Origin of the sequence: Pseudomonas agronomica, from assembly GCF_025917275.1 — a bacterium.
Classification (GTDB): Bacteria; Pseudomonadota; Gammaproteobacteria; order Pseudomonadales; family Pseudomonadaceae; genus Aquipseudomonas; species Aquipseudomonas agronomica.
In genome coordinates, this window is sequence record NZ_JAOSHO010000595.1 from 1 (window position 1) to 2,808 (window position 2,808).

The 2,808-nt window shown below is 66.1% G+C and carries 1 protein-coding gene; it reads right to left on the reverse strand.

Translation table 11 applies throughout. The annotated features are described in order from the left end of the window. Positions 1 to 17 precede the first annotated feature (17 nt). Complete coding sequence (locus OC610_RS24965; protein WP_264431688.1) at positions 18 to 2,654, reverse strand: excinuclease ABC subunit UvrA; 2,637 nt, start codon at positions 2,652 to 2,654, stop codon at positions 18 to 20. Between the last annotated feature and the right edge of the window lie 154 nt (positions 2,655 to 2,808).

Below are 2,808 nucleotides of genomic sequence, written 5' to 3' on the forward strand. Positions count from 1 at the left end.
GCTCCCTCGCCACGTGATCAGCGCAGGGCTTTTTTCAGGAACGGCGCCGTACGGCTTTCCTCGCAAGCCGCAACAACCTGTGGCACACCGCTCACCACGACCTTCCCACCCTGCGTCCCAGCCCCCGGGCCAATGTCGATGACCCAATCACTTTGCGCCACCACCCGCATGTCATGTTCCACCACCACCACGGTATGGCCTTCGTCCACCAGGCGATTCAGTTGCACCAGCAAGCGATCGACGTCCTGGGGATGCAGGCCGTTGGTGGGCTCGTCCAGCACATACAGCGTCGCGCCCCGGGCCTTGCGTTGCAGTTCCGTCGCCAACTTGATCCGCTGGGCCTCGCCGCCGGACAGCTCGGTGGCCGGTTGGCCGAGGCGCAGGTAACCCAGGCCGATGTCCTGCAGCACCTGCAGCGAACGCCTGGCTGCCGCTTGTTCGGCGAAGACTTCCAGGGCTTGGTTCACCGTCAGTCGCAGCACCTGGGCGATGTCCAGGCCTTGCCAGCGCACTTCCAGGGTCTGCGGGTTGTAGCGGGCCCCGTGGCAGGTCGGGCAGGGGGCATAGACGCTGGGCATGAACAGCAATTCCACGCTGACGAAGCCTTCGCCTTCGCAGGTTTCGCAACGGCCCTTGGCGACGTTGAAGGAAAATCGCCCGGCGTCGTATCCCAAGGCCTGGGCCTGTTCGGTTGCGGCGAAGAGCTTGCGCACGTGGTCGAACAGTCCGGTGTAGGTGGCGAGGTTGGAGCGCGGTGTGCGGCCGATGGGTTTCTGGTCGACCTGGACCAGGCGCTTGATGCTCTCGAGTCCGGCAGTCACGTGGCCGCCGCTGGTCTGCACCGGTTCGTCTTCCAGGCTTTGTTCCTCTGCCTCGGCATTGACGCTGGGCTGGCCCAGGTGGGCACCGACCAGATCCAGCAGGGCCTGGCTGACCAGGCTCGACTTGCCCGAGCCGGAAATGCCGGTCACCGCCGTGAAGCAGCCCAGGGGAAACGCCGCGCTGAGGTTGTCGAGGTTGTTGCGGGTGATGCCTTCCAGGCGCAGCCAATCCTTGGGTTTGCGTGGGGTTCGCGCGGTGACCTGTTCTTCGGCGAACAGGTAGGCGCGGGTCTTGGACTCGACCACGTGCCCAAGGCCTTCGGGCGGACCGCTGTAAAGAATCTTGCCACCTTGCTCGCCCGCGTCGGGGCCGACATCGATGAGCCAGTCGGCGCGGCGCATGGTGTCCAGGTCGTGCTCGACCACGAACACCGAATTGCCCGCCGCCTTCAGGCGTTGCAAGGCGCCGAAGAGGGCTTCGCTGTCGGCAGGGTGCAAACCGGCGGAAGGTTCGTCCAGCACATAGATCACGCCGAACAGTTGGGAGTTGAGCTGGGTCGCCAGGCGCAAGCGTTGCAGTTCGCCGGAGGACAGCGTCGGCGTGCTGCGTTCCAGGGCCAGGTAGCCGAGGCCGAGGTCGATCAGCGTGACGATGCGTTCGAGCAGTTCGGCGGCAATGCGCTGGGCGGCCAGGCGTTTTTCCAGGGACAGGTTGGGCGTGTGGCGCGCGTCGGGCCCGCCGGCGTGTGGGTTGTCGCCCCTGGCCGCGCGTTGCTCGCGGGCTTCGCGGGTCTGGCGGTGGCTGAGCACATCGCCGGGCTCTTCGGGTTGCGCCAGATAATCGGGCGCCGCGACGGTCTTGAGCACGTCGGCCAGTTCCAGCAACGACAGGTTGGACAGCTCGGCGATGTCCAATCCGGCGAAGGTAACGGTCAGCGCCTCGCGCTTGAGGCGCTTGCCGTCGCAAACGGCGCAGGGGCTGGCGCGCATGTATTGGGCCACGCGCTTGCGCATCTGCGCGCTTTGCGAGTGCATGAAGGTGTGCAGCAGGTAGCGCCGGGCACCGCTGAAGGTGCCCTGGTAGCTGGGTTCAAGTTTGCGCTTGAGGGCTTCGCGGGTCTGGGCCGGGGTTAGGCCCGCGTACACCGGGACGGTGGGGGTTTCTTCAGTGAAGAGAATCCAGTCGCGTTGCTTCTTCGGCAGGTCGCGCCAGGGAACGTCGACGTCATAACCCAGGGTCACCAGGATGTCCCGCAGGTTCTGCCCTTGCCACGCCATGGGCCAGGCGGCCACGGCGCGCTCGCGGATGGTCAGCGAAGGATCGGGCACCATGGTGTCTTCGGTCACTTCATGGACTCGGCCCAAACCGTGGCACGCCGGGCAGGCGCCCTGGGGCGTGTTGGGCGAGAAATCCTCGGCGTAGAGCATTGGCTGGTCGGCCGGGTAACTGCCGGCGCGGGAGTAGAGCATGCGGATCAGGCTCGACAACGTGGTGACGCTGCCCACCGAGGACCGCGCGCTCGGCGTGCCGCGTTGTTGCTGCAGGGCAACCGCCGGCGGCAGGCCTTCGATGCTGTCCACGTCAGGCACGCCGACCTGGTCGATCAGACGCCGCGCGTAAGGCGCGACCGACTCGAAGTAGCGACGCTGGGCTTCGGCATAAATCGTGGAGAAGGCCAGCGAGGATTTGCCGGACCCCGACACGCCGGTGAACACCACCAGGGCATCGCGAGGGATGTCGACATCGACGTTCTTGAGGTTGTGCTCGCGGGCGCCACGCACCCGGACGAAACCGGTGCCAGCGGTAGGAGCGGGGGCGGAGCGTGAGTGCATCAAGGATTCCTTATGGGGTCGGTGCATTACAGCGGTGGGGAGCGGACTGCATCACAACGCTGACCATTATGCGACCGGGTTCGACCGCTTGCGTGCGAAAAGAATTCCCGCCGTCTGCGCCGAACCGCTTTCGTGGCGAGGGAGCTTGCTCCCG

Bases quoted from the DNA above. Each gene is read 5' to 3' on its own strand.
- OC610_RS24965 (WP_264431688.1), bottom strand. From the start codon at position 2,654: ATGCACTCACGCTCCGCCCCCGCTCCTACCGCTGGCACCGGTTTCGTC.